Annotated in this window: 27 protein-coding genes; 21 read left to right on the forward strand and 6 right to left on the reverse strand. The window is 50.6% G+C overall.

Annotated features, from left to right (window positions below; genetic code table 11):
• Nucleotides 1-110 precede the first annotated feature (110 nt).
• On the forward strand, nucleotides 111-1,379 hold the full coding sequence (locus LG52_RS05465; protein WP_044731184.1) for an MDR family MFS transporter: 1,269 nt from the start codon (nucleotides 111-113) through the stop codon (nucleotides 1,377-1,379).
• Nucleotides 1,380-1,515: 136 nt separating this feature from the next.
• Nucleotides 1,516-2,265, forward strand: a complete 750-nt coding sequence (locus LG52_RS05470; RefSeq protein ID WP_044731185.1) for a hypothetical protein — start codon at nucleotides 1,516-1,518, stop codon at nucleotides 2,263-2,265.
• Here LG52_RS05470 and LG52_RS05475 read toward each other — a convergent pair.
• Nucleotides 2,255-2,917, reverse strand: a complete 663-nt coding sequence (locus LG52_RS05475; protein WP_044731186.1) for an SIMPL domain-containing protein — start codon at nucleotides 2,915-2,917, stop codon at nucleotides 2,255-2,257. The genes LG52_RS05470 and LG52_RS05475 overlap by 11 nt on opposite strands.
• A gap of 20 nt (nucleotides 2,918-2,937) precedes the next feature.
• Complete coding sequence (locus tag LG52_RS20760) at nucleotides 2,938-3,066, reverse strand: hypothetical protein (RefSeq protein ID WP_269430073.1); 129 nt, start codon at nucleotides 3,064-3,066, stop codon at nucleotides 2,938-2,940.
• A gap of 159 nt (nucleotides 3,067-3,225) precedes the next feature.
• Between LG52_RS20760 and LG52_RS05480 the strand changes: the two genes are divergently transcribed.
• Together LG52_RS05480 and LG52_RS05485 are read left to right on the forward strand one after the other, a co-directional pair.
• Nucleotides 3,226-3,870 (forward strand): 5-bromo-4-chloroindolyl phosphate hydrolysis family protein, encoded by a 645-nt coding sequence (locus tag LG52_RS05480; protein WP_044731187.1) that lies wholly within the window; start codon nucleotides 3,226-3,228, stop codon nucleotides 3,868-3,870.
• Nucleotides 3,867-5,063 carry a toxic anion resistance protein gene (locus LG52_RS05485; protein ID WP_044731188.1) on the forward strand — a complete coding sequence of 399 codons (1,197 nt, stop codon included), beginning with the start codon at nucleotides 3,867-3,869 and terminating at the stop codon, nucleotides 5,061-5,063. The genes LG52_RS05480 and LG52_RS05485 overlap by 4 nt, the downstream gene beginning before the upstream one ends.
• A gap of 336 nt (nucleotides 5,064-5,399) precedes the next feature.
• Here the strand turns inward: LG52_RS05485 and LG52_RS05490 are convergent, their stop codons facing one another.
• On the reverse strand, nucleotides 5,400-5,912 hold the full coding sequence (locus LG52_RS05490) for a YndM family protein (protein WP_044731189.1): 513 nt from the start codon (nucleotides 5,910-5,912) through the stop codon (nucleotides 5,400-5,402).
• Between the two features lie 15 nt (nucleotides 5,913-5,927).
• Nucleotides 5,928-6,056 (reverse strand): hypothetical protein, encoded by a 129-nt coding sequence (locus LG52_RS20765; RefSeq protein ID WP_269430072.1) that lies wholly within the window; start codon nucleotides 6,054-6,056, stop codon nucleotides 5,928-5,930.
• A 148-nt stretch (nucleotides 6,057-6,204) separates the two neighbouring features.
• On the opposite strand from LG52_RS20765, the gene LG52_RS05495 reads away from it, so the two are divergent.
• The 5 genes from LG52_RS05495 to LG52_RS05515 all read left to right on the forward strand — a co-directional run bounded on the left by LG52_RS05495 (nucleotide 6,205) and on the right by LG52_RS05515 (nucleotide 10,225).
• Complete coding sequence (locus tag LG52_RS05495; RefSeq protein WP_044731190.1) at nucleotides 6,205-6,399, forward strand: YozQ family protein; 195 nt, start codon at nucleotides 6,205-6,207, stop codon at nucleotides 6,397-6,399.
• 150 nt (nucleotides 6,400-6,549) lie between these two features.
• Nucleotides 6,550-6,957 (forward strand): VWA-like domain-containing protein, encoded by a 408-nt coding sequence (locus tag LG52_RS05500; protein WP_013145581.1) that lies wholly within the window; start codon nucleotides 6,550-6,552, stop codon nucleotides 6,955-6,957.
• A 175-nt stretch (nucleotides 6,958-7,132) separates the two neighbouring features.
• Nucleotides 7,133-8,434: an ammonium transporter gene (locus tag LG52_RS05505; RefSeq protein ID WP_044731191.1), complete on the forward strand. Its 1,302-nt coding sequence runs from the start codon at nucleotides 7,133-7,135 to the stop codon at nucleotides 8,432-8,434.
• 17 nt (nucleotides 8,435-8,451) lie between these two features.
• Nucleotides 8,452-9,504, forward strand: a complete 1,053-nt coding sequence (locus tag LG52_RS05510; protein ID WP_044731192.1) for a DUF294 nucleotidyltransferase-like domain-containing protein — start codon at nucleotides 8,452-8,454, stop codon at nucleotides 9,502-9,504.
• Nucleotides 9,497-10,225 carry a 3'-5' exonuclease gene (locus LG52_RS05515; protein ID WP_044731193.1) on the forward strand — a complete coding sequence of 243 codons (729 nt, stop codon included), beginning with the start codon at nucleotides 9,497-9,499 and terminating at the stop codon, nucleotides 10,223-10,225. The genes LG52_RS05510 and LG52_RS05515 overlap by 8 nt, the downstream gene beginning before the upstream one ends.
• A gap of 162 nt (nucleotides 10,226-10,387) precedes the next feature.
• Here LG52_RS05515 and LG52_RS05520 read toward each other — a convergent pair whose 3' ends face one another.
• A complete protein-coding gene (locus tag LG52_RS05520) occupies nucleotides 10,388-10,879 on the reverse strand; it encodes a PCYCGC motif-containing (lipo)protein (RefSeq protein WP_197074540.1) in 492 nt (163 codons plus the stop codon).
• 272 nt (nucleotides 10,880-11,151) lie between these two features.
• On the reverse strand, nucleotides 11,152-12,126 hold the full coding sequence (locus LG52_RS05525; RefSeq protein WP_044731194.1) for an ABC transporter substrate-binding protein: 975 nt from the start codon (nucleotides 12,124-12,126) through the stop codon (nucleotides 11,152-11,154).
• Between the two features lie 198 nt (nucleotides 12,127-12,324).
• Between LG52_RS05525 and LG52_RS05530 the strand changes: the two genes are divergently transcribed.
• The 12 genes from LG52_RS05530 (at nucleotide 12,325) to LG52_RS05585 (ending at nucleotide 25,656) form a co-directional block, all read left to right on the forward strand.
• Nucleotides 12,325-13,326: a FecCD family ABC transporter permease gene (locus LG52_RS05530; protein ID WP_044731195.1), complete on the forward strand. Its 1,002-nt coding sequence runs from the start codon at nucleotides 12,325-12,327 to the stop codon at nucleotides 13,324-13,326.
• The gene (locus LG52_RS05535; RefSeq protein WP_044731196.1) at nucleotides 13,323-14,375 is read left to right on the forward strand and encodes a FecCD family ABC transporter permease; all 1,053 of its coding nucleotides are present in this window, start codon (nucleotides 13,323-13,325) and stop codon (nucleotides 14,373-14,375) included. The genes LG52_RS05530 and LG52_RS05535 overlap by 4 nt, the downstream gene beginning before the upstream one ends.
• A gap of 16 nt (nucleotides 14,376-14,391) precedes the next feature.
• Nucleotides 14,392-15,204 carry an ABC transporter ATP-binding protein gene (locus LG52_RS05540; protein ID WP_044731197.1) on the forward strand — a complete coding sequence of 271 codons (813 nt, stop codon included), beginning with the start codon at nucleotides 14,392-14,394 and terminating at the stop codon, nucleotides 15,202-15,204.
• A complete protein-coding gene (locus LG52_RS05545) occupies nucleotides 15,204-15,941 on the forward strand; it encodes an IucA/IucC family C-terminal-domain containing protein (protein ID WP_044731198.1) in 738 nt (245 codons plus the stop codon). Before LG52_RS05540 ends, LG52_RS05545 begins: the two co-directional genes overlap by 1 nt.
• A 133-nt stretch (nucleotides 15,942-16,074) precedes the next feature.
• On the forward strand, nucleotides 16,075-18,054 hold the full coding sequence (locus LG52_RS05550; protein ID WP_044733106.1) for a putative bifunctional diguanylate cyclase/phosphodiesterase: 1,980 nt from the start codon (nucleotides 16,075-16,077) through the stop codon (nucleotides 18,052-18,054).
• Nucleotides 18,055-18,131: 77 nt separating this feature from the next.
• Complete coding sequence (locus LG52_RS05555) at nucleotides 18,132-18,434, forward strand: DUF5634 family protein (protein ID WP_044731199.1); 303 nt, start codon at nucleotides 18,132-18,134, stop codon at nucleotides 18,432-18,434.
• A 153-nt stretch (nucleotides 18,435-18,587) separates the two neighbouring features.
• Entirely contained in the window at nucleotides 18,588-19,214 is a 627-nt protein-coding gene (locus tag LG52_RS05560; protein ID WP_044731200.1) for a histidine phosphatase family protein, read from the forward strand.
• Between the two features lie 88 nt (nucleotides 19,215-19,302).
• Nucleotides 19,303-19,512: a hypothetical protein gene (locus LG52_RS20970; protein ID WP_419761074.1), complete on the forward strand. Its 210-nt coding sequence runs from the start codon at nucleotides 19,303-19,305 to the stop codon at nucleotides 19,510-19,512.
• Entirely contained in the window at nucleotides 19,463-21,394 is a 1,932-nt protein-coding gene (locus tag LG52_RS05570) for an ATP-binding protein (RefSeq protein WP_082056112.1), read from the forward strand. Before LG52_RS20970 ends, LG52_RS05570 begins: the two co-directional genes overlap by 50 nt.
• A 257-nt stretch (nucleotides 21,395-21,651) precedes the next feature.
• Nucleotides 21,652-22,368, forward strand: coding sequence for an EAL domain-containing protein (locus tag LG52_RS05575; RefSeq protein ID WP_082055818.1), 717 nt, complete (start codon nucleotides 21,652-21,654; stop codon nucleotides 22,366-22,368).
• A 440-nt stretch (nucleotides 22,369-22,808) separates the two neighbouring features.
• The gene (locus LG52_RS05580; RefSeq protein ID WP_044731202.1) at nucleotides 22,809-24,842 is read left to right on the forward strand and encodes a FapA family protein; all 2,034 of its coding nucleotides are present in this window, start codon (nucleotides 22,809-22,811) and stop codon (nucleotides 24,840-24,842) included.
• A 73-nt stretch (nucleotides 24,843-24,915) separates the two neighbouring features.
• Nucleotides 24,916-25,656 (forward strand): LytR/AlgR family response regulator transcription factor, encoded by a 741-nt coding sequence (locus LG52_RS05585; protein ID WP_044731203.1) that lies wholly within the window; start codon nucleotides 24,916-24,918, stop codon nucleotides 25,654-25,656.
• The last annotated feature ends 152 nt before the right edge of the window (nucleotides 25,657-25,808 follow it).

A 25,808-nucleotide genomic window follows, 5' to 3' on the forward strand; every position in this document is an offset into this window, starting at 1 on the left:
CAGCAAGATGGGCAGGTTTTTTTATTTGAAAAGTATTTCTCCGATCCTCTATAAAAATATGATATAATTTCCAAAGAAATTCGAAAGGCGAAAGATTAGGAGGACAGCGGATGCGAATACGTGATTGGGACCGCAACCTAAAAGTGCGCCTGTTTGGCGAGGCGCTCATGAATACGACCTTCTGGATGTTTTTTCCCTTTATGTCGATTTATTTTGCCGATGCCTTTGGCACAGAGACAGCGGGGCTGCTGATGATCGCTTCACAATTGTTTTCTGTCATTGCCAACTTGATGGGCGGCTATTGCGCCGATATGTTCGGACGCAAGCGGATGATGGTATTGTCCGCCTACGGTCAGGGGGCGGCGTTTTTCGTTTTCGCTTTGGCCAGCTCCCCATGGTGGTCGTCGCCGTTTGTCGGCTTTCTTTGCTTTACGTTCGCGGGCATTTGCGGGGCGTTTTATTGGCCGGCGAGCCAGGCGATGGTGGCGGATGTCGTGCCGGAACGAGATCGGAATCATGTTTTTGCCGTGTTTTACACATCCATCAATATTTCGGTTGTCATCGGACCGATTGTTGGCGGCCTTCTTTATGCTGAGCATCGGTTTGCCTTATTGCTTTTGGCCGCATGTTCGTGTTTTGTGATGGCAATGTTGCTGGCCAAACAATTACGCGAAACCGCGCCGCTCGCTGAGGTGGGCAGGGGGGATAGCGGGACGACGTGGCGGTCTTTTTTGCGCACACAGCTCGAGCAATATATGGTCATTGTCCGTGATCGTGTCTTTTTCTTGTTTCTTGTTGCTGGGATGTTGGTGGCGCAAACGTTTATGCAACTGGATTTGTTAATTCCATTGTATACAAAAGAAACAGTCGGAGCCGAAACGTTGGGGGGATGGACGGTTGACGGCACGAGTGCCTTTGGCTGGCTGATTGCCGAAAACGGTCTGTTGGTCGCGCTATGCACGGTGGTTGTGACGCGTTGGATGTCCCGCTATTCGGAGAAGCAGGCGTTTGTTGGTTCATCCGTCTTATACGGCATTTCGATGTGGCTGTTTAGCCAAACGTCCTCGCTGCTTGGATTGATGGCGGTTATGGCGCTGTTCACGTTGGCTGAGCTGATGACGGCCGGTTTGCAGCAGTCGTTTGTGACGAAACTGGCTCCGGAGGAGATGCGCGGCCAGTATTTTGCCGCCGCCAGCCTCCGCTTTACGATTGGGCGGATGTTGGCGCCGCTGTCGCTTGCGGCGGCGGCATGGGTCGGCTATGCATGGACATTTGTTAGCCTTGGGATGTTGGCGCTGGCCAGTGCGGCATTGTATGCATGGATGTTCCGGCAAGTCGGGCGGCGAATAGAGCGATCGAACGTTTCGTTTTCACGGTAACGGGAGCAGTGCAAACGGCTATCCGTTTTTCGCTCAGGCGGGTATAATAAAAAGCGCACCGTTGTTCGTGTAACATATATTCCCTGTCTCTGACATAAAGTGGAACTAGACAGCGAGAAGGAGAGGGGAAGCGCTCATGAAACCGCGCGTGTTCGAACCGGATGCAATTGAGGGGGAAATGGGAAGCCGCGGCGGTCAGAACGGCGCCGCGGCGTTGGCGCGCAGTGAAAAGAGGCATCAGGCGCGCGTTTTGTCTAGGGAAAAGAGGAGAAAAAAGCAATACCGTCTCATCGGCTGGCTGCTTGTCGCCATCGTCGTTCTGTGGGGGGCGAGCACGCTTCTTTGGAGCGGGTATGGGGCGTTGAAGACGGCCGCGAGCCGAGAAATGGCCATTATGCGTTTAAAAGATGCGATCGAAGACCGCGATGTGGCCGCTTTGCAGAAGATGCTGCGGGTGACGGAGGAAACCGTGCCGATCAACGAGAAAACGTTGGCGCCGTTGTTCGCGTATGTGGAACGGCACCCAGAAGCGTACGAACAGCTGGATCGGGAGTTTGCCCGCCAGCGCAAGAACGGCCACGTATATATTAAAGGATTGACATCTCATCCGCCGGTGTTTACGATTCACGTGTTTGAGAACCGGTACGTGTTTGAGCCGACTCTCTATTTTCTCCATGTGCGTCTTGATGATCCGGAGGCGTCGTTTGTTGTTAACGGGGTAAAAACGGAAGGAGAAGCGACGAAAGATCCATTTGTCAAAAAAATCGGCCCGTATTTGCCGGGCGCGTACGCTGTGACCATCGTCCATTCGAATGGGAAAAAGAAAACCACCCGCGTCGAGCTGTTTGGCGGCGCCCGCGTCCATGAGGTGGATGTCACGAAATGAACGAATAGACAAATGTCGCCTCAACGAAGGCGGTGATGATCACATCCTGCGTCTGCACAGGCGGCGCTGATGAGGAAATGCTGAGAACGGCCGGATGATACGGCGTCGATCGGGCGGGCGGCTGTTCTTTTAGTTCCAACGGTGTGTCGTAAAGCGGCAAGCCGAGAGCGCGGGCGATGGCCAGCGCTTTTTCTTTGGCGTTTTTCACCGCCAATGTCAACGCTTGTTGATAATAGACTTGTTCGTTTGCCAAGCGGAATTCCAAACCGCGGGCGAGGTTCGCTCCGTGGGCAACGGCCGTTTCGTAAATGGCGCCGGCTTTTTTTGTATCGCGGACGGTGATATCCAGCCAATGTTCGACTTCATAGCCGGATAAAGCGGTCGTTCCGTCATGGTGTTCGTATGTTGGCCGGATGGAAAACGATGCCGTGTCCATGTCCTCTATGGGAATGCCAAGCGTCTTCAATGCTTCGATGACGGCATTGGTGCGTTTTGCATTGTCAACTAGAGCTTCTTGAACGTTGTGATGTTCTGTGCGCACGCCGATTGCGATGAGGACGGTATCTGGTTTGGCGGTGACTGTTCCTTGGCCGGTGATGACCAGCGCAGGACGAGAAGCGGCAGGGGGAGCAGGGTGGTGCCATGACTGCATTTCATTCCCTCCTTCCGCCATTAGGCGGCTTTTTGATCATCGTCCGCCGCTCGCCAATAATAGACGCACGGCAGCCTGACATAGCACCAATAGTCTTGCAATAACGACACGGCGACAAAGGAAACTAATTGCCAATCGATCGAATTCATCTCTATTTCTCCTTTGCGATGACTTCACTATAGCCTATTCGAAACGGCCATTGTCCTATGCTCATCGTCCGTTTAACGATGAAACTTCCTTAGGTGTTTGTACGTATGATGGAGTGGACATGCTATAATGAAAGAAAAGATAAAGAAGGAGAAGGGACAATGAAGCAGTTGCTTCGTACAATATGGCGTTGGTTTGTCTCATGGAACGCAGGGGTCATCGTCGCGGTCGTCGTATTCATCGCCGCTGATTTTCGCTTTTGGCCTTCAATTTTATCCGGAATGGGGGCGATGTGGGGGGTGTCCGCCATCATGAAAAGGCGGCATCATCGTCTGCCGGCTGATGTGTCGGCTGAGGAGTGGGAGTACGTCCAAAGCCAGCTCCGTGAAGCGCGCGCGTTATGGAAGCGGCTTCGCCGCGCTCGTTTTCAGCTTCGTTCCATGGCGATGTGGCAGGTTGTTTCCCGATTGAGCTCCGTGGTTGACCGGCTGATTCGCGCCGTTGAACAACGGCCGCATCGACTCCGATTGGCTCAGCCGTTTCTTTTAAATGAATGGCCGACGGCGGTCGAGATGGTGGAAAAATACGCTTATTTGTCGCAACAGCCGGTGCAAAGCGCTGACATGGCAAAAGCGCTGCGAGAGACGGAAAAGGTGCTTGGCGAACTGACTTCAGCGGCTGAACGGCAGCTGCTCGAAGTGTTATCGAATGACGTCTGGTCGCTGCAAACGGAAGCGAAACTGCTGAGACAGTCGCTTCAACAAGCGGACGGGCTTCGCCTTCCGCTGTCAAAGAAAGGAGAATGACGATGGACGGACGGAATTACGAGAAAGACTCGGCGGATTGGCTGCAAGAGCTGGAACGGACAAGCACGCTCGATGAGCTGCTCGCCCAACCGTTTTCGTCGCCGGCCGAACCGCGGCGAAAGGAGGACGAAACGCCGGCGCGCGCACTTGATGCGTTGAAGCCCGAGCATCGGGAAAAAGCGCTTGCGCTTGCCAAACAAATCGACCCGGCCAACCATCAGGCCGTCTTGCAATACGGTGTGGCGGCGCAAACCGAGCTGTCGAAGTTTTCCCATGCGATTTTGCATCATGTGCAAACGAAAGACGCCGGTCCGGTCGGCGAAGTGATCAGTGAACTGATGACCAAAATCAAAGAAGTCAATCCCGATGACTTGATGCCGGCGAAAAAAGGGTGGCTGTCCCGCCTGTTCGGCGCGGTAGCCAAGCCGCTGCAGGAGATGGCGGCGAAATACCAAAAAATCGGCGTTGAAATTGATAAAATCGCCGACCGATTGGAGAAGCACCGGCATTTGCTGCTTCGCGACATTATGATGCTCGAGACGCTTTATGAAAAAAACAAAAACTATTTTGAAGCGCTCAATATTTATATTGCGGCAGCCGAATACAAACTCGAAGAGCTGCGGACGAAGACGATTCCAGAAAAGCAAGCGGAAGCGGAGCGCTCCGGCGACCAAATGGCTTGGCAGGAAGTGCAAGATTTGCGGCAGTTTGCCGAGCGGCTTGAGAAGCGGGTGCATGACCTAAAGCTCAGCCGGCAAGTGACGATTCAAACGGCGCCGCAAATCCGCATGATTCAGCATATGAACGAAACGCTTGTCGAGCGGATTCAATCGTCGATTTTGCATGCGATTCCGCTTTGGAAAAACCAAGTCGTGATCGCTTTGACGCTGTTTCGCCAACAAAAGGCGGCTGCGGCGCAAAAGCAGGTCGCCGAGACGACGAATGAGCTGTTATTGCGCAATTCGGAAATGTTAAAAACAAACAGCATTGAAATCGCCAAGGAGAACGAGCGCGGTTTGATCGATATTGAAACGTTGAAGCGAACGCAAGAAAATTTGATCGCTACGCTTGAAGAAACGTTGAAAATCCAAGCGGAAGGCCGATTAAAACGGCAGCAGGCCGAACGCGAGCTGGCGGCGATGGAAGCGGAACTGAAACAGACGCTGCTCGCGCTGAAACGACCGGAGCAATAAGGGCGGATAGGAGATCGTCCTGTTTCGGCTTGCGGCCAAGCGTCCGATGGATCCGCCCATGGCTGTAGAAGAAAGCGCTGAAAAACCAAAGATCCTCATGCGAAACGGGTGTCTAGCGAACGAGAAGCACCCGTTTTTTTCATTCGCCCTCTGTTTTATGATTTCCCATGAAGCTCCCCCACTTCCATTTTGTACAGGGCGCAACCCAAAACGAAGTGGAGATGCAGCCATTGAATGTTCCAAACAAAGGTGGAGTCATTCACGTTGAAGCCCTGTTTGGAAGGAAGGGGGAGCGGCTGGCGTCTCGGACTGCAGCTGTCAACATTTGTTCCTCCTTCATAGGATGGGGGGATGGGGAGGCTCTTGATGATGCTGTTCATCCTCCTGTTCCGCTCGTTCACGATCTTTGTCATCCGGACGGGCGGCGCGGACGGCAAACTCTTCCGCCGCCTCCGTTTGCCATTGGCGGCCGATGAGCGGGACGCCTTCCTCGCCGTGCTGGACGATGACAAATCGCAACACATAAGCGTGAAGCAGCGATTCCCCCAACGCCGCAAGCAGGGCGGAGAAAAACGCTGCGTTTAACATGGCGGCGCCGGCGATGTCATAAAACGCGCCGATGCCGATCCATACCGCTACAAACACAAGCCCAAAATCGGCGATCGTCGCTGAGACGTTGCCAAGGCGCCGCAGAACGTACAAGTCGCCGAGCGCATAGGCGACAAGCGTCAGCCAAAGGCTGAACCATAAAATCTCTGCCGATGAAATGCGCAAAAACAGCGGTAAAATGGCAAACATCACCGTGGCAGTCAGCAAATATTTCAGTACTAACGCAAGCAAATGTCTCATTGGGCATCGCCGCCTTTATTCTGCTGGATAGTTTGGGCCTTCCAATTTTTTATCGCCGTATCCTGTCTGTTTTTCCATATCTTTGTCCGGTTGTTGTTTTTTTCGTTGCTGTTCCACGCTGTCGTTTTGCTTTGGCTGTCTCATTAGCCATCATCCTCTCTTTCCATTGTTTATCGTTAGTTTGCCGCGTTTGCCCCTATGTATGCATGCGTCACCCATAAACTTCCTCTTTTGATTTTTCGCTCTTGTTCCACACTAATCATCAAACGGCATACACAAGGAGGAATGATGGATGACAGAAAAGAAACAGCCGCTTGAGATCACCGGCCGGCAATACGATCCGTCGGATTACGAGTCGGATTCGTTTCTCGGTGCGGCGCTCTCCGAGACGCACGAACAAGTGAGCGATGTATACGCAGAAGGAACGATCGAGGCAGCAGTCGATCATGAAAATGGCTCAGGCATTCCCCTTTCTCCGTCGGAGTAAGAAACGTCAAGGAGCTGTTCCTTGGCGTTTTGGTTTATGTTTGTGAAACGGGAGGGGAAAAAGGAAAGAAAAACAGTTCGTACTTTCCGCCATCGTCGTCTATACTAGTAGTGCGCACGGCGATTCACCGATACAAGGGGGATGATCATCGTGAGATGGCAGCGGGCTTTATTGGCGTTGCTCAAAGAGCGGAAAGATCATTCAATCGCGCTGGCGATCGACACATCAAACCGTCCGGAGCGGCCAATGCTCATTCAAAACATCGTGAAGCTGTTTGAAAAACTGCGCCCGGACACGCTGCTCGTCCAAGCGGATTTTAAAATTCGCGATGTATCTCCGGTTGGCGTGGCGACGATTCAATATTTCAAGCATGGGAAATCGTCGTACACCGAAGTGCTGGAATGGGCTGCTGCGCAAAAAATCGATACGTTGTTTTACATCACCGATGTAACCGGCTATTTTTACGAAGAGCTGCAAGTCGACTATGAAGTGTTTTGGCTTGTGCCGGACGATTATATGCCGCGCGTGCCGTTTGGCAAGCCGATTCGCGTTGCGTAACACCGTGAGGAATGCCCTTCGTGATGAGGGGCATTCTCCTTTTGTAAGGAAATTTAACAAATGTTTTTCTTTAGTAACCGTTTACAATAGAAAATAGACGTTGCTCTCGGTGATTTTATGTTATATATTATGACATATAAAAGAGATAATAAATGACAAAGAGGGAGAGACGTAAATGGATGAAAAAACGTTGACGCTTGGGCTCGATGCTCTCTGGATGATGCTCAGCGCGGTGCTTGTCATCGGCATGCAAGCAGGATTTGCTTTGCTTGAGGCCGGATCAACGCGCATGAAAAACTCCGGGCATGTGGCGGGGAAACAAATTTTAAGCTTTTCCATCGCCTCATTGGCGTTTTGGGCGTTCGGCTTTGCCATTACGTTTGGGGCAGGAAACAGCTTCATCGGGACAGAAGGATGGTTTTTAAAAGAAGGAAAAGGGACGTTTGACTCATTGTCGTGGGCGAATGTACCACTGACCCTCAAATTTTTATTCCAGCTCGGCTTTGCCGGCGTGTCGTTGGCCATTGCTTGGGGCGGCTTCGCCGAGCGGGCGAAACTGTCTGTCTACTTTCTTTTCGGAACGATTTTTACGATCGCCATTTACCCGGTGATCGGCCATTGGGTGTGGGGCGGCGGCTGGCTCGGGCAAATGGGAATGCAAGATTTCGCCGGTTCGACCGTCGTTCATTTGCAAGGTGCGATTGCGGCGCTTGTGGCTACGATTTTGCTTGGGCCGCGCATCGGCAAGTTCAACAAAGACAAGACGCCAAACGTCATTCCTGGGCATAACCAAGTATATACGGTCATTGGCGGATTGATTTTATGGATCGGCTGGTTCGGTTTTAACGCTGGCAGCACGATGGCGGTTGGCGACGGGTTTTTTGGCTATGTCGCGCTGACGACGAATTTGGCCGCCGCGGCAGGGGCGATCGCTGCGATTGTGACGGCGAAAATTTTGGTCGGCAAAGCGGACATTCCGGCGATGGTGAACGGCGTACTCGCGGCTTTGGTTGCCATTACCGCGGCGTGCGCTTTCGTCGAACCGTGGGCGGCGGTTGTGATCGGCGCAGTGGCCGGGTCATTTACGTTCTGGACGTCCATCTATCTCGAACGCAAAGGGATTGACGATCCGATTTACGCTTTTTCCGTCCATGGGATTGCCGGCATCATCGGCACGATTTCAACCGGGTTTTTCGCTTCGCCGCGATTAGTTGAGATCACGGGCATCGGCAAAGCCGGGCTGTTCTACGGCGGCGGCTTTGACCAGCTGATTGTGCAAACGGTCGGGGTGCTCGGCGCTGCGGTGTATGTCGCTGCCGTTTCGTTTATCATCTTATATGCCATGAAGAAAACGATCGGGTTGCGTGTCACGGCGGAACAAGAAATTTCAGGTCTTGATATTAGCGAGCACGGCTCTTACGGCTATCCGGAGCAGCTCGATCCCGCGTATCAGCCGAAGACAGCCGCCCAGCAATAGCCAAGGGGGCAAAGGAGATGGAATCGTTGGCGGCAAAGGTGGCCGAACGGCTAAGTGCAGCCGAGTCGGCCGCCGATCTTCGTTTTTGTCATGACGAACTGGCGCGCGAACTGCGGCGCTGTTTGGCGCTTGAACAAATGGAGCAGCTTGCGGACGACGTAGTTTGCGTGCATGAAGCCATGCTTCGCCGCGCGTTTTTCCTTGCGGAGCGGGAGACGATGAAACGATCGGTCGGCATTCGTCCTCCGGCGTGGTGCTGGTACGTGATGGGAAGCATCGGCCGGCGCGAGCCGACGATTTGGACAGATCAAGACCATGGCATTTTATTCGACTGTCCTGAGGAAGAAGAGGCGGCCTGTTATGAATTCATTCGCCATATGGCGGCGGTTGGGGTGGACATGTTGCATGAGGCCGGCTATCCGTACTGCTCCGGTTACGTGATGGCGACGAACAAGCGGTGGGCGCAGTCGGTCCGCGGTTGGGAGCAACAACTTTCTTCCTATTTAGACAGCGGGTGGCCGAACGACATTCGTTTTTTGTTGATTGCAATGGATATGCGGCCGCTTTATGGCGAGGCAGAATTGGCTGAGGTGGGCAGGAGAATGTTGTTTGCGGCGGTGGCCGAACGGCCGCCGCTGTTGGTGCGCATGGGCGAGCACGTTCAATTTCCTCCGGTTCCGCTCGGTTGGCTGGGCAACGTGCAAACGGAGCGATGGGGGCCGTACAGCGGGGCCGTTCATATGAAACAAAGCGGCTACGTGCAACTCACTAACGCTCTGAAATGGTTGGCCTGTTTTGCGCACGTCCCGACGGCGGGCACAGCCGAGCGGCGGCGGGCGCTTGAAGCGAATGGCGTATTGACGGCGCCGCTTTCCGCCGCCGTTTGCGAGGCGCTTTCTGTTTACTATTCCATTCGCCTTAAGTACAGCACCGAGGCGGGGGATGGGCGTGAATATGTGTTATGGCGGACGCTTGAGCGGGCGGAACAAAAGCAGTTGAAGCAGGCGATGCGCACCGCGAAACGGCTGCAGCGCTTTGTCGCGCGGCGGGTGGCTAACATTCATGCATGAGCGGCATCGTTTTTGGCAGCGGGCGCTCCGCTTGTTGTCGCTCGGCGTTCCGCGCGAGGCGTCATCTGCCTTATTTGGCCACGACCATTCACTGCAACAGGAAACATGGCTTCGTTCGCTGCAAAAAGACAAACAGCAGGTTATCGATTGGCATGACCGTCTGACTGACATTCCGTTTGTCATCATTGATCTCGAGACGACGGGCTTTTCTCCAGAGCAAGGCGATGAAATTTTGGCTATGGCGGCGGCGAAAACGGTCGGGGGAGTTGTGACGGATTCGTACATGACGTTCGTTAAGCCGGAAAAGCCGATTCCGGAGCATATTTCCGCCTTGACCGGCATCGAGGCGAAGGATGTAGCGCTCGCTCCGCCGCTTGCCGAGGCGCTGCGCACGTTTGTGCCGTTTATTGCCGCCGGCGTCTTAATTGGCTATCATATCGGCCATGATTTGGCGTTTTTGCGCCATGCCCTTTGGCGCCATTATCGGCAAAAATGGAGCGGACGTTTTGTCGACTTGCAGCCGATGATGACGCTGATCGGCCATTCGTGCCCGACGTTTGACGATGCGTTAGCTTGTTATGGCATCCGTTGCCCGCGCCGCCATACGGCGGATGGCGACGTCGAAGCGATGGCGAAGCTATGGGCGATCTTGCTTGATGAATTCCGCCAGCGCGGCATCGAAACATTGCATGACTTGTACGCCGCGCTCAGCCGGTGTTGATGTTGCCTGTGCGAAGCCTTTGTGAACTCTCCTTGAGAGGAGCGAAATCCAGTTTCAGCAGCCTTGTTTCTGTTGATCGAAAAGCAGTGGGCGCTCGGTGGGGCAAACGGGGGACTGGCTGCAATGAAAAAAGCGCCGGATTTGGCGCTTTTTTCATTGGTATTAGAGCGGCTTTGTCGGCGTCGGTTCGGCATAGCCTTCTTTATATTTTTCATCGATCATATGCCGAATGTCTTTGATCGATTTCCCTTGATCGTAAGCGGCGATCGATTCAGCGGCGATGTCGAGGCAGACGCCGCATTTGGTCGCATGGTCATCCCAGACGACTGAGCCGTCTTGTTTATTTTCATAGACAAAGCAATCGTAATTGTTTTTGTGGCCGGCCGATTGTCCGCAGCCGCAGTAGCACGGGATGTTCTCAAGCAGCTTGCGATGTTCGGCAGCCTGCTGGTACAAGACAGCCATCTCTTCCTCAAACGCGCTCAAAAAGCTTGGCAAATGCTCGACCGATTTTGTCGTTTCCCGAATATCGCCGGTGGCGGTTTTCGTCATCTGCGAGTGGCTTTGTTCCTGAACGCCGTCATCGGTGCAGCTTGAGAGCAGAAAGCTGAATGATAATACGCATGCGGTGATGAAGGCAGGGTGTTTCACCATCTTTCTTCCTTTCCGTGCGAGGTTTGCATTTTGAATGTACCATATCGAGCGATAAGCAGCAACTATTTTTGCCCTTGGGAAAATGAAGTTAACGTCGAGGCAAGCCACAGGGCAGGAATGATGGAAAAGGAAAAAGGGGCTGACCCAAAAGCGTCATTCCTCTCAAACGAAATACAACATATTGCGCATGATTCATTGTTTCGTGGCGATATATGGTGATGAGCAAGGGTGTCCCGATCCTTTTGGGACACCCCCTTTCGATTAAGGAGCGATTATTGCCCTTGCAGGAAGTACTTTTCAATATCATCCAACATCAAATGAGCCGCGAGCACCCCGCCAGCCGTGTTCCAAATCGTGTCGCTCACTTTGTATACTTTTCCTTGTTTCGCGACATTTAAGTTTTGAAAGAGCGGGTCGTTGATCCATTCTTTTTCAAGTTCGCTCGCTTTGCCGTCCCCTGTCTCATATGTAAAGTAGAACAGGATGTCTCCGTCCATTGCCGGGATGCGTTCTTTCGTCACGCCGGTTTCCGCGAAATCGTTTACGTTTTGCGATTCCGGGCGGGCGAAGCCGAGTTGATCCAAAATGACGCCGGAGAACGAGTCTTTATGGTAAATGCGCACATCGCCGGCCATAAAGCGGACGATCGATACTTTCATCTTCAGCTTGTCACCGAGTTTCGCTTTTAAGTCTTCAATGCGTTTGTCATATTCAGCAATGACTTGTTTCCCTTTTTCCTCTTGTCTCACGGCTTTCGCATACAGCATAAAGTTGTCTTTCCAGTTGCCGCGCAGCGTTTCTGAGAACACGGTCGGAGCGATTTGGTTCAACTGTTCATAAATTTTTTCATGGCGCATTTTGTTGCCGATAATCAAATCTGGTTTCAAGGCGGCGATCGCTTCGACGTTCGGCTCTGATTCCAAACCGAGTTCTTTGACGCCATCCATTTTGTCTTTAATATGGTCGTACCACGGATCACCCGTCCACGATTTGACAGCGCCGACTGGTTTCACGCCTAACGCGAGGAGCGCCTCAGTTCCTTCGTTCGTCAAAATGACGACTCGTTTTGGCGTTCCTTTGATTTCGGCCGTGCCCATGGCGTGCTCGACCGTGTAGCTCGCTTCCGCTTTCGCCCCATTGTTTTCCGCTGGTTTGGCTGTTTTTTCTTCCTGCTTTCCGCCGCAGCCGGCAAGAAGCAGGAGGGAAAGGATGAAGGCGGAAAGAAGGGCAAGATGCCTTGATTTCATTAGTCAATCCCCCTTTGAATTTGATAATGAATTTTATTTACGTTGATATAATAAATAAAATTGATAATCATTGTCAACTATAAATGAAAAAATGTTAAAAAAATCATAAGAAAATGCGAAAAAACATTGACGATGAGAGTCATTATCAAATAGACTTGACGATAGAGAATAGAGAATGAAGCAAGGGAGATCTCAGAGATGCTGGCGACAAACCGTCAAAAAATGGTTGGCCTCATCGGTTTGCTGATTGTGCTGCTTGCCGCCGTGTGGATGAGCATCGTTTGCGGATATACCGACACGAGTTGGCGGCAGGCGGTGGCGGCTCTTATCGACAATGATGGATCGAACGCCCATTTAGTCGTGGCGACGGTTCGGCTGCCGCGAGCGTTGATTGCGGCTGCAGTTGGCGCCAGCTTGGCGATGGCCGGAGCGCTCATGCAAGCGCTGACGCGAAACCCGCTCGCTTCGCCAGGCATTTTCGGTATTAATGCCGGGGCCGGTTTTTTCATTGTTGTGATGGTCACCTTTTTTTCCATTTCTTCATTGCAAATGTTGTCATGGGTCGCTTTTATGGGGGCGGCGATGGCGGCGTTGATCGTGTTTGTGATCAGCGCCGCGGGGAAGGACGGGCTGACGCCGCTGAAGATGACGCTTGCCGGCACAGCGGTCTCGGCTTTATTTGCCTCGCTGACGCAAGGAATGCTGGCGATGAATGAAAAAGCGCTTGAAGAAGTGCTCTTTTGGCTGGCCGGGTCGGTCGCCGGCCGGAAGCTCGAGCTGTTGGCAGCCGTCTTTCCGTATTTGGCCGCCGCTTGGCTTGGAACCTTGTTGCTGGCGCGCCATGTCAACATCTTAATGATGGGAGACGATGTAGCGAAAGGGCTCGGGCTGCGGACGAATGTGATCAAGGCCGCCGTTGCGCTTTTAGTCGTATTGTTGGCTGGCGGGTCGGTGGCTGTCGCCGGTCCGATCGGCTTTATCGGCATGATGGTGCCGCATATGGCGCGGGCGCTCGCCGGCGTCGACCACCGCTGGCTGCTCCCGTATTGCGCCTTGCTCGGCGGGATTTTGCTTCTTATGGCCGATATTGGGGCGCGCTACGTTCTGATGCCGCGCGAAGTGCCGGTCGGCATCGTCACCGCCTTGCTCGGCGTTCCATTTTTCATCTACATTGCTCGCAGGGGGATCGCCGCAAAATGAAAAAATACATCACGGTTCGAATGGGAAAACACATCTCGTTTTTCTATGACAAAAAAGCTGTTGCGGTGCTCGCCGCGCTCATAGCAGCGGCCGTCTTACTTTTTCTTATCAGCATTGGCAGCGGCGAAATGCGCATGTCCCCGCTTGAGGCCGCTGCTGCGCTGCTCGGATACGGGGAGGAAATTCATCAGACGGTGATTGTGACGTTCCGCCTGCCGCGCGTGTTGGTTGCCTGGATGGCGGGGATGGCGCTGGCTGTCGCCGGCGCGGTTTTGCAAGGAATGGTGCGCAATCCGCTCGCTTCGCCGGATGTGCTCGGCATCACCGGCGGAGCGGCGGCGTCGGTTGTCGCCTTTTTGGCGTTGTTTAGCGATGAAAACAACTCTTTGACCGTCAGCATCCACTGGCTGCCGCTTGCTGCCTTTCTCGGCGCTACGGCCGCTGCTTGGTTCGTGTATATGCTGGCGTGGAAAAACGGCCTCGCCCCGCTTCGGCTCGTGTTGGTCGGCATCGGCGTTTCTGCGCTCATGCAGGCGTTGACGACACTGTTGATGATCACAGGACCCATCTATCGGGCGAGCCAGGCAAACGTGTGGATCACCGGCAGTGTGTATGGTGCTTCTTGGAAGCACGTTTCGCTTATGGCGCCATGGGTCATCGGACTGCTCCTTCTGGCGATATTGGCCGCGCGGCATGTCAATGTGCAGGAGCTGGGCGATGAGCTGGCGATGGGGCTTGGCGGCGCGGTCGAACGGCAACGGCTAGGACTTGTTTTGCTGAGCACAGCGCTCACCGGCGGCGCGGTCGCTTTCGCCGGCGGCATCGGCTTTGTCGGGCTGATGGCGCCGCACATGGCGCGCCGCCTCGTCGGTTCGGCGTTTGGCGCTCTTCTTCCGACCGCTGCGCTGTTAGGCGGTGTGTTAGTCATGGGGGCGGATTTGGCTGGGCGGCTGCTGCTTGCGCCGACGGAAATTCCGGCCGGGGTGTTTACCGCTGCGATTGGAGCGCCATATTTTATTTATTTGTTGTACCAGAATCGGAAAGCATAAAAAGGAGGGGGTTCGCGTGTCCGCATTGCAAGCGAAGGAGTTGACACTATCATACGGCGAGACGACCATTATTGACCGTTTAGACTTGACGATTCCAAAAGGAAAAATCACGGTGTTCATCGGCGCGAACGGCTGCGGCAAGTCGACGTTGCTGCGCGCCTTGGCGCGGCTGCTAAAGCCGACAGGCGGGGCTGTTTTGCTTGATGGAAAAGAGATTGCCAAACAACCGACAAAAGAAATCGCCCGCCGGCTCGCCATTTTGCCGCAATCGCCTATGGCTCCGGAAGGACTGACCGTGTTGCAACTTGTGAAGCAAGGGCGCTACCCGTATCAAACGTGGTTCAAGCAATGGAGCGCCGAAGATGAGCGGGCGGTCGAGCGCGCTTTGGCGGCAACTGGGCTTGCCGAACTCGCCGAGCGGTCGGTCGATTCGCTCTCCGGTGGACAGCGCCAACGCGCATGGATCGCTATGACGCTGGCGCAAGAAACAGACATCATTTTGCTTGACGAGCCAACGACGTATTTGGATCTCGCGCATCAAATCGACATTTTGGATTTATTGTTTGAACTGAATGAAAAGGAACAACGAACGATCGTCATGGTGCTTCACGACTTGAATTTGGCGTGCCGCTATGCGCATCATCTCGTCGCCATTCGCGATAAAACAGTGTATGCCGAAGGAAAGCCGGAAGACGTCATTTCCCGCCAGCTCGTGAAAGACGTGTTTCAGATGGATTGCCAAATTACGTACGATCCGATCTTTGGCACCCCGCTTTGCATCCCGTATGGGAAAGGGCGGCGCATTTTACAGAAAGAAGGCGTATCATGATGAGACTGCGTAAAGACGAAATGAAAGCGTTGGAAACGTACCGTTTTTCAAGCAAGGAGACCGATGCCTCGTCATCGATGTTGTTTTCCCGGTTGCTTGAGGACGACGAACAGCTTGCGAGTTATGTCGCGCATGTGCGCGCTGAAATGGGGGCGGCCAACGATGCCGTCGCGGCGTCGATGCTCGTCAAACGATTAAGCTTTTTGGCGCCGATGACGTTATACGCCATGTCAGTATGGAACAAGCGGCTTGTGCTCGATCCTGGGCGAATTTGGCTTGACACGGACGGCGAAGGGGAGATGTGGATGCCGCGTTTTCACCTTGAGCCGCCGGAAGCGGAGGCGTGCCGTGGAGAACGCAGTCGTTGGCGAGAACAAGTCGTGCGCGATGTGTTTGCTGGCTTGTTTGCTCCGTTGGTCGCCAAGCTGCGTCGCCTGACTCGTGTGTCGCCGCTTATCTTATGGGAAAACATTGCGATTTATGTGTATTGGGTATATGACCGATGGCTTGAGGACGAGTCGCTTGCCCCGATCGCCGACCGGCTGCGCGATGATTTCCGCTTCCTTGTTTATGAAGCTGACGGCCGCCTGTTCGGACAGAAGGACAATCCGCTTCGCCGCTTTTTTAAAGGCGCAAGCGGCATGCAGCGGACAACATGCTGCCTGTACGTGCAAACAAACGGGGGAACGTGCTGCCAAACGTGTCCCATTCGCGCCCGCCAGCGGCAAACCGGGTGACCGGCGAGCCGAGGGTGAGGTGTTTTATTTTGGGACAAAAGAGTTGCGAAATTTGTTGATTTTTGCCGGGATTTTCGTGAAAATGGAAGTGTGGACATCGCTTATTTTGGTAAAACGGCGAGGTAACAATTGCATGGATCAATATACAGCCTTTTTCCATCACTTCACAGAAGCAGTCGTCATCTTGAATTTGCAAGGCGTGATGATTTATCATAATCCGGCTTTTGCCGATTTGGCGCTGAGCGAAGAAGAACAGAGAGCGCTGTTGGCGGAAGGCCAGATGTTGGTTGCACGTATGAAACAGACGCCAGCCGTGTTCCGCTTGAATTTGCTTGACGGCTTATTGATTGCGGGAGTGTCGCCGATCATCGATCAAAACGGAAAGGTCTCGGCGATCTTATGCGTCTTTCGACGTCAAACCGAGGAGAGCGGCCTGCAAGAGCGGCTCGCCGAAGCGGAACGGCGCCTCCAGTTGATTGTCGAGCATTCGAACGATTACGTGTTGATTTTTTCTCCCAATCGTGAATTGTCATACATTCCGCCGTCATGGAAGCGAAAAACAAACACGCGTCTTCCAGTGTCATACGAAGAGGTGCTGACGTTTGTCCACCCTGATGACGTCCCGATCGTGGCACAAAAATTGGCTGAGCTGTACGATACATACGAGACGCAATCCGCCGAATTTCGCAAGCAAGGCGAGAAAGGCGAATGGGTTTGGATGGAGGCGCAAGGGAAGGCAATCATCGATGAAGCGGGGACGCTCGATTGTGTCATTGTGACCGTGAAAAACATCAGCGAGCGGAAACAGTATGAAGAGAAGCTTCGTCAGCTCGCCTACTTCGATTCGCTCACTGGCATTGCCAACCGCAGCTATTTTGAGCGGCATATTCATGAGCTGGTCGCCAGCCAGACGGCGTTTGCCCTTTGTTACTTGGATTTTGACAAATTTAAATGGATCAATGACCATTTTTCCCATCAAGCCGGCGATTACTTTTTGCGTGAGGCGGTGAAGCGCGTTCAGCAGGCGCTCCGGCCCGATGACTTTTTCGCCCGCATCGGCGGCGATGAGTTCGTTTTGTTGCTGCCGAATGTGACCAAATCTGAGATGGCCGCCTTGGCGGAGCGGCTTGTCAGTTCGTTTCACGAGCCGTTTTATTACGAAAAACAGCTGATTCAATCAACATTGTCGATCGGCATTGCCTTTTTCCCGAAAGACAGCGATCGGATCGAGCAAGTGATGAAATACGCCGATCAGGCGCTGTACGAAGTGAAAGAGCGGGGGCGGAACGGCTATGCGTTTTACCGGCCGACCGAGCATCGGCATGCGGTGATCGAGCAAGATTTGCCGTTTGCCATTATGCGCGGGCAGTTGTATTTATGCTATCAGCCGAAAGTGCAACTTGCTAAAGGAAAGGCGATGGGGGTTGAAGCGCTTTTGCGTTGGCGTCATCCGTCGCTCGGTGAAATTCCGCCGCTGGATTTCATTCCGTTGGCGGAGGAAAGCGGGTTTATTTTTGAAATTACGTTATGGGTGCTTGAGCGGGCATGCCGCCAAGTGAAAGAGTGGGAAAGAAAATTTCCAGGCCTCAAGCTCGCCGTCAACTTGTCGCCATTTTTGCTCAACCGTCCGGAGCTCGTTGAGCATGTGAAGCGCATTTTACGGGAGACGGGGCTTTCGCCCGACCAGCTCATTTTGGAAGTGACTGAAAGCGGATTGATGGAAAACATCGACACAGGGCGGCGCATTTTAACAGAACTGCAGCAGCTTGGTGTGCAGGCCGCGATCGATGACTTTGGAACTGGTTTTTCATCATTGGCTTATATCCGCAATTTGCCGGTGTCGCTGTTGAAAATCGACCGCAGTTTCATTCAAGGTATTGCGGAAAATTCGAAAGATGCAACGATTGTCGATACGATCATTCATTTAGCAAAAAGCCTGGATATTGAAGTATTGGCCGAAGGGGTGGAGACCGAATCGCAAGTGGCGCTTCTTTCGCAAATGCATTGCGACTATGCGCAAGGGTTTTACTTCAGCCGCTCGCTCGAAGCGGAAAAGCTGCAGCAATGGCTTGAGGAGTACAACCGCATGGCTTGCAATGGGCCTTCGTCATAAGTCGGTCATTTCCACTCATGAGTTTCCTCAGCTTGCCGCAAACTACACTTGATGACTAGGCAAGAGGAGGAAAAACCATGGAATTTGCGCCGCGAAGCGTCATTATCAAGGAGTTCATCGACACGCTCGAGCCGATGATGGAGGCGTATAGCCTTGATCAAGTCGGCATTTTCGAAGAGAGCGGGGAAGGAAACCGTTGCTACATCGGCTATACGATCAATAAAGACGATGAGATGATCGCCATTCATATGCCGTTTGTAAAAAACGAACGCGGTGAACTGGCGCTTGAGAAGCAGGAATGGACCGTTCGAAAAGACGGCCGAGAAAAAAAAGGCTTTCATTCGCTGCAAGAGGCGATGGAGGAAGTGATTCATTCATGATAAGCGGCCGGGCTCGGCCGCTTTTTTGGCTGACGGAAGGGGAGAGAAGCATGATTCGGGGGCTTCGATTGCTAGATAAGGAAATAGTTTCCAAGGTTTGAGTCGGCTGTTGAATGATCGATAGATGGATAGAGAGGAGAAACAAAGGAAGACATGGTGACAACATTGTATTTGACAAGACATGGGGAAACGAAGTGGAACGTCGAAAAGCGGATGCAAGGATGGAAAGACTCGCCGCTCACGGAAAAAGGGCGGCAAGACGCCATGCGGCTTGGAAAACGGCTTGAAGCGGTGGAGTTGGCCGCGATTTACACAAGTACAAGCGGTCGGGCGCTTGAGACGGCGGAGATTGTCCGCGGCGGGCGGCTTATTCCGATTTATCAAGACGAGCGGCTATGCGAGATTCATCTTGGCGATTGGGAAGGCAAGACGCATGACGAGATTCGGCAAATGGATTCGGTTGCGTTCGACTATTTTTGGAACGCGCCCCATCTGTACGCTCCCGAGCGCGGCGAGCGGTTTTGTGATGTACAGCAGCGGGCGCTTGAAGCGGTGCGGCGCATCATCGAGCGGCACGAGGGGGAGACCGTCTTGATCGTCACCCACGGTGTCGTGCTGAAAACGCTCATGGCGGCGTTCAAAGACACACCGCTTGCCCACCTATGGTCGCCGCCGTATATGTACGGCACAAGTGTGACGATCGTTGAAGTGGACGGTGGGACGTTTCATGTGGCCGTTGAAGGAGATGTGTCACATATTAAGGAGGTAAGGGAAGTATAGCGCTGAATAATTGATTAAGACAGGAAGGACGGGCGCTTAACCGCTGCTCGTCTTTTTTTGTGAAACAACCGCTGTCCTGGGAGGAGGAATCGCAGCAATGCATTATATATCGATGAAAGGAACATTGTTCCAACTGCCTTATGACCAAGAAATAATGCGAGTGGAATCGGCATCCTTGATTTCGGTTAATAGTTTGGCTTACATCCTCGCTTTTATTACAATGGCTATATTGATGATGACTAATGTAATTGCTTATCTCGAACGGCGTGAAGTTTTGCGAAAAAAAAAACTTTACTGAAGATCATTACAAATGTTTAGTCGATTACAATCCGCATCTTGTGTTGTCTGCTGACCTTAAGGGAGAAATTGTAAGCATCAATCCAAAGGCGATGGAGATCCTGCATGTTCATCAAGATGCACCGTTGACCAGTTTATACGACCTATTTTATGAGCATGATGATGAAAAAATTGATGAATGTTTAAGAAAAGTAGAAAAAGGTCAATCGTGCTTCTTTAAGGCTTCAGTGAAAACGTCTCGGGAAGAAAGAGTTGTCATGGAGTTTACTTTTATTCCGATAGTGGAAGAGAAAGATGTCATAGGGTTGTTTGTGGTGGGAAAAGATATTACAGAGCTAATAAAATATCAGGAGCGCATCAAAAAAGTGCAACGAGATTTATGGAATGCCATGTGCCAGCAGCAAGGCATGATTTTTAAATTTGTGAAAAGAGGGGAAAGTTTTATTCATACGTTATGCGGAGGGGAATTACTCAATGATTTCGGCATAGATCCTAAACAAGTGCTAGGTAAGAGATTACATGATTTTTTACCGGAGCCTATTGCCGATCAAAAAGAACAATATTATCGGTATACATGGGAAACCGGGGAAACATTGTACTATGAGGGGAATATAAACGGGATTGATTATTTAGTCAGTTTACGTCCCATAAAAAAAGATGGCAAAGTGATTGAGGTTGTCGGCTCGGCGATTGATATTACAGAAAGAAAAATGATGGAACAGGAGATGTTGCGGGCAAAAGAGGAGGCAGAAAGAGCCAATCAAGCAAAATCCAACTTAATTTCGCGCATGAGCCACGAAATTCGAACGCCATTGAACGGAGTGCTAGGGTTCGCCCAATTGTTGGAGATGGACCCTTCCTTAAACGGCCGGCAGCGGGAGTTTGTGCAAGAAATATTGGGAGGTGCCCGCCATTTATTAAATTTAATCAACGAAATGTTAGACTTGGCAAGGATCGAAACAGGAAGGCTACCCTTAACTTATGATGTAGTCCATCCGGACGACATTATTAAAGAAAGCATTAAATTAGTCAAACCGTTAGCCAATAAGAAAAACATCGACATTCAAGCTCGATCGAGCTTTAGTGAACAAGTGTATTTATACACAGATGCGACGAGAGTGAGACAAGTATTATTAAACTTGCTTGACAATGCCATTAAATACAATCGTGATGGCGGCACCGTCCTCATTGAAGGGAAATATGATCAGGAAAAAGTGGTTATACATGTAAAAGATAATGGGATAGGCATCCCGGATGAAGAACAAGAAAATATCTTTGAACCATTTTATCGCATAAAAGGCACTCATGTCGACGGCAATGGCATTGGGCTCGCTTTTGTTAAGCAGATTATCCGTCTTTTGGGCGGCACGATTGAGGTGAAAAGCAAGTTGGGCGTGGGAAGCGACTTTTCGTTCAGCCTTCCGGCTGTCAGTTATTTTCACGGCTGGCCGCATTCATCACGAAACAAATCGGTGAATCAGGAGAGGTTATTGAAGCTCGGAAATAAAAAAATTTTATACATCGAAGATCATATATCCAACTTGAAACTGTTGGAGCATATATTGAAGCCGTTTCCCAATCTTTTGTTAACGTTTGCCTGCAATGGCGGCGAAGGTTTGCAAAAGGCTATCAGTGGCTGGTTTGATTTGATTCTCATCGATATTCATCTCCCAGATATAAGCGGATATACGGTGTTGGAAATGTTGCAAAGCGATGAACGAACAAAGCATATTCCGATGATTGCGCTCAGTGCCAATGCGGTACCAAAAGAGATTGAAAGGGCTTTAAAAGCAGGATTTACGGATTACATGACAAAACCGTTGGAGGTAAACGTGTTTCTTGAAAAACTAATAAAAATATGGGAGGAAAAGCGCCCTCATTAAGTAAGGGGCGTTTTTGCATTTTATGACAAAAAAATAACAGAAACGAGAGTTGAACATGTCGTAAAAAGTCGAAAAAAAGGTTTTATATGTCCTTTTGCGTACTTCTAAAGTCTGTATAGATGCTTCATGTGCGAGAATGGAGTTAGACAGGTACATGAAAAAAGGTTAAGGTTAAAACAAAAGGTGTATTAGGTTAATTGTCCCTATTCATCGGTGATGGGTATAGGATTAAATGACTATGGAAGGATAGTGAAAGTGTGATCCCAGTCTCTATCAGAGAAATAATCGACAAACGACAGTTTGAACATGTGTACCAGCCGCTGTGGGACTTGTTTAACTGGAGCATCTTTGGATATGAATCGCTGTTGCGGGTAAAGGGGATCAATAACGTTGAGCATCTCTTTCAAAAGGCTCGGGAGGAAGGATGTTTATACGAACTCGATTTCGCACTGCTGGAAAGTTCCATCTTTCAGTTTCCTTTTTTGGAGAATAAGGGAAGGCTGCTTTTTTTAAATGTATATCCCTCCACGATTTTGCACCATGAGTTTAAACCGTTTTTGAACAGAGTGATCGAACGCTTCCCATATATCAAAAACCGAATCGTGTTTGAATTGAACGAAACAAAAGAAGAGGAGGACATATGGGGAGACGGCGAGTTAAAAGCAAGGATAAAGTTGATGAGGGAGTACGGATTTTACATTGCCGTTGATGATGTTGGCAAAGGGACATCGGCCTTGCAAAAAATTATTGAATTACAGCCGGATTATGTAAAGTTGGATCGATATTATGCCCAAGAATTAGCGGCCGATGAAGAAAAACAAAAAATGGTGAGTTTGTTTTTGAGATATTGCGATCGCCAAATGGCGCTCGTTTTAGAAGGGATAGAGAAAGAAGTGGATCTCGCTCAAGCAAAGCTGCTGAAAGTGCCAGCAGCGCAAGGGTATCTTTTAGGCAAACCGGATAAGTTAACATAAGCAAAACATTAATGTTGGCAGGTGTATAAATATTGCTTTACTTAACACGTACAATTGCATTTTCGGCAGCACACCGTTATTGGATTGAGGATTGGAGTGCGGAAAGAATAAAGTTGTTTTGGTTTATGCAGCAATCCGAACGGGCATGGCCATGACTACCGGCTTGACGTGACGGTGAAAGGACCTGTCAATCTGCTTGCTGGCATCACCGTGAACATGAAGGTGAATGGTGGCGAAACTTTTTACATTAAAAGGCTTCTTTCGTCATTCTAATGAAGAAACCGTGTTCGGGGTCGTCTGCCGGATGGCTGGTTTTGTCCGTGTACAACGGAGCCGTCCGATCGTGAATGACGGAAAAATCCACAGTTTCGCTGATTTGGCGCAGAATATGGCTTTTGAGTGCATTAGGAAAAATAGCTGCTACCAAGGGGGGAGCGGCGATGGGGCAAACGATCATTTCAAAAGGAAGAAACATCGATGAGGCCATTCATGTCGGCTTAGCGATTTTGCAAAGCAAACGAGAAGAGGTGCATGTTGAAATCATCCAAAAGGAAACTAGAAGAATTTGGTTCATCGGTTCCAAACCAGCCATTGTCAAATTGACGAAGATAGAAAGGCAAACGGAATCATCTGGTGCTGTCAAAGAAGAGAAATTCAGTTCAACAAATGCGAATGAGGCGCAGATCAGAGCAACGGAAGATCATTTGAGTGGAAAAGCATGGGTGCGAGGAGGGAAAATTTTTTATCGTTCGTCGCCGTTATGCTATCCTACTATTACTGTAGGACAAGGCGTTCTTCTGTTAAAAAATGGACATCCAGTGGTTGGAACGACGGTTGTCACTGAAGGCGACCAATTAGAAATACAAACGGCGGAGGAAACGGCCGAGACAAAATGGGATATCATCGTTGATGAAGACAAGTTGCATGCCATCTTGCGCATAGAGCCGGGGGTGAAAAAACGATTTCAAATAAAAGATATCGACCCTGATTACCATATTGAGTTAAAAGCCGAACAGCATATTGAAATACAAAATACACTTGAGTACCAGTCAGTTTTGCAAAAACTAAAATCGCTGAATATTGTTCAAGGATTTGATTTTACCGCAATGGCCGAAGCAGCAAAGGCGACAAAACCGGGCGATTTTGTCATCGCTAGAGGGGTGAAACCGCAGCAAGGAAAAAACGGTTGGGTGGAGTTAACGGTCAATTTGGACAGTAAACAGGCGGGGCTGAAACTGCGGGAAGACGGCACCGTTGATTTCCGCGAAGTAAACAATATTCCTTCCGTTCATCCGGGACAAGTCATCGCGATCGTTCATCCTCCGATCCCGGGCGTTCCGGGCGTGACGGTGACGAATGAGCCGATTCCGCCTAAACCTGTTCACCCGGTGGCTGTCCATTTAGGAAAAGGTGTAACAGCAATTGAAAATGGGACGAAAATTGTAGCGTTGGCTAGCGGGCGGCCGGTTTTGCGGCAACAAGGACTCGATGTGCATATATTTATGATGGACAAGCTTACTCATCAAGGCGACGTCGATTTGAGTTCAGGCAATATTCGGTTTCATGGCGACGTCGACATTACCGGCAGCGTCGAAGACGGGATGAGCGTCGAGTCGGAGGGCAATATTACGATATTCCAAAATGTCACTCGAGCGACGATTACGTCAAAACAAGCTGTCTTTATCAGACAAAATGTCATTGGAAGCATCATCTCGGCGGGAACAGGCCATATACTGGCTTCCGAGCTCGCGCATTTGTTAATCACAATTGAAGGATATATTGAAAAAATGATTTCCTCTATAAAGCAGCTAGTCAGTTCTCCATCGTTTAAAAGGACAGATTGGAAACAAAATGGACTGTTCCCGTTGATTAAGCTTTTAATGGATCATAAATTCCGCTCTTTGGCTGTGACAGGACAAAAGTATATCGAAACGGTCAGGAAAAGCGACCGCCAGCAGCTTCATCCGGTTTGGTTCGATTTGGCCGAGCGGTTTCAACTCTGTTTTTTCTCGAGCATCCCGAACGAGCTTCATTCCCTTGAACAGCTCGCCAAGCTGCTCGGTGACATAAAGACAACAATGAAACAATACACGGATGCCAATGGCGAAAGCGGTTATATCGAGATGGCCTACGCATTGAATAGCACGATCTACTGCAGCGGCGATATAACCGTTTTTGGCCAAGGGTGCTATAACTGCACCATTCACTCCGGCGGTTTTCTAAATGTAAAAGGAATTATGCGCGGTGGCCGCGCCTACGCCCGAAAAGGGGCGTTGATTCAAGAAGCCGGTTCGGATTCTGGAGTGGTTACACGCATCGTAGTGCCGCATGGCCAAACGGTGAAATTCGGTGTCGCAAAAGAAGGGACGATTGTCCAAATTGGAAAAACATCCTATACGTTTCAAAAAGAACAACGCCAAATTGAGGTCGTGTTAGATGAGAACGGTCAAATCATTTTGGACGAAAAAAGTTGAGGGGGATATAAATGTTCTGTTAATCGAGAGATCACTAGTTGGAAGAGGAGGATAGAAAGAAGGGAAGGAAGCAATGAATGATTTAAAAATCGTGATTGCTGATGATGATGCGTCTTCAAGATCGATTTTGCGGCATTTTATCCACTTATTCCCCAATTACGACGTTGTGGCTGAGGCGACAAGCGGAGAGGAGTTTTTGCAACTTGTGCTCCAAGAACAGCCGGATATTGTATTGGTCGATATCAATATGCCTGGGCTCGATGGCATGGAGGCGGTCAAAATATGCAGGCAGCTTTTTCCCGCCCTCCAGGTGATTTTTATTACTGGATACGATGAATTTGCCGTAGAGGCTTTTGAAGTGTCCGCTACGGATTATATCGTGAAACCGATTGAGCGAACGCGTCTCTTTTATGCGTTGGAAAAGGCCCGCAAACTGATTGAAATGGCCAAGCAATGCGCCGCTGTAAAAGCGAAACAGCCGAGCAAAAGACTTGGAATCCGATCGAAAAACTCTATTGTTTTGCTGCCGATGGAAGATATTTTATTCGTGGAAAAGGAAAGCAGAAAAACGGTCATTCACACAGCAAATGAGCGATATGAAACAACGGAGACGCTGAACGAAATTGAAAGGGAGCTGGACAATTGTTTTTTTAAGACTCACCGCTCTTATATTATCAATTTAAAAAAAATAGTAAAAATTACGCAGGTTGGCGAAACGTATTTAGCTCATTTTTTCGATAGTGAGAAAGTCGCATATATTTCGAAACTGAAATTTCATGAAGTGCAGAGAAGAATTTTCGATATGAATAATTAGGTGAGTTTTTCAGCAGGAAGCAGAGAGCAGCATGGAATTGCTGAAAAACAGCGTTGGGCAACCTACAATCAGCATAGGAATCGTTGTTTGCCCATCGGATGGAAACACCTCGAAAAAAGTTGAGCGTCCACGCCGACCAGGTCTTTATGAGG

Origin of the sequence: Geobacillus kaustophilus, from assembly GCF_000948285.1 — a bacterium.
In the GTDB taxonomy this organism is placed as follows: Bacteria; Bacillota; Bacilli; order Bacillales; family Anoxybacillaceae; genus Geobacillus; species Geobacillus thermoleovorans_A.